This window comes from Limnohabitans sp. (genome assembly GCF_040401495.1).
Lineage (GTDB): Bacteria > Pseudomonadota > Gammaproteobacteria > Burkholderiales > Burkholderiaceae_C > Limnohabitans.
Window position 1 is genome coordinate 1 of sequence record NZ_JBBAOI010000078.1, and the last position, 1,010, is coordinate 1,010.

The following is a 1,010-nucleotide window of genomic DNA, read 5'->3' on the forward strand; positions in this document are numbered from 1 at the left end:
AAGCCGATGTTTCGCGCAAACCCAAAAAATCCGGCGCCGTCTGGCTGGTAGCGGCCTCAATCAACCCCACTTTTGCCTGCGCATGCCCGCCCCACAGCATGTAAACGCAAACAGGGGCTTTTAACGCCACCTCACGCAAAATCGCGTCGCTCAAACTCTCCCATCCACGCTTGGCCTGGCTAGCGGGCAATCCGTCTTCCACAGTGAAACTGGTGTTGAGTAACAACACCCCTCGCCTTGCCCATGCTTCCAAAGATCCGCTCATGGGCACGGGTTGGTGCAAATCGCGTTGCAATTCTTTGAAGATGTTGCGCAAAGACGGTGGAAACTTCACCCCGTCCGCCACAGAAAAAGACAAGCCCTGCGCCTGGTCGGGTCCGTGATACGGGTCTTGGCCCAAGATCACTACGCGCACCGCAGTCAGTGGCGTCAGCTGAAGGGCCCAAAGCGGGTGTGCCGGGTAAACCACGGCACCACCACTCAAACGGGCCGAGACAAATTGCGACAGCCTTTCGCCTTCAGTAGACCGCCAAAAAGCGTCGAGAACGGGTTTCCATTCTGAATGTACGGGCCATGAACTCGGTTGCCAAGCAGCTAGTTTTGCCATTGAGGGGATGCGTTACGAAGCGCCAGCGCTCAAAGCTCAAACAGCGCAGCCAACTCTAGCCCCGGATCTTCCGCCCGCATAAAAGCCTCGCCCACCAAAAACGCTTGAACTTTTGCGTCGCGCAAAAAGCGGACATCTTCCGACTTCAAAATGCCACTCTCGGTTACCAGCAATCGATCTGCTGGCACATCTTTCATCAAATCCAAGGTGGTTTGCAATGAAACTTCGAAGGTGCGCAAATTGCGGTTGTTGACACCGATCAGTGGGGTTTTGAGTTTCAACGCGCGTTGTAATTCTTCGGCGTCGTGCACCTCCACCAAAACCGCCATATCTAAGCTACGCGCAATCGCTTCTAGCTCAGCCATTTGCGCGTCGTCCAAACACGCAGCGATCAGCAAAATGC

General features: G+C 55.0%; 2 protein-coding genes. Both read right to left on the reverse strand.

Annotation, left to right across the window (positions count from 1 at the left end; translation table 11 throughout):
• Window positions 1–607: uracil-DNA glycosylase (locus tag AC9UEO_RS13785; protein ID WP_509534696.1), on the reverse strand; the 607-nt coding region annotated here is incomplete at its 3' end.
• Between the two features lie 29 nt (window positions 608–636).
• The coding region (locus AC9UEO_RS13790; RefSeq protein WP_509534699.1) for an indole-3-glycerol phosphate synthase TrpC at window positions 637–1,010 on the reverse strand (374 nt) is incomplete at its 5' end.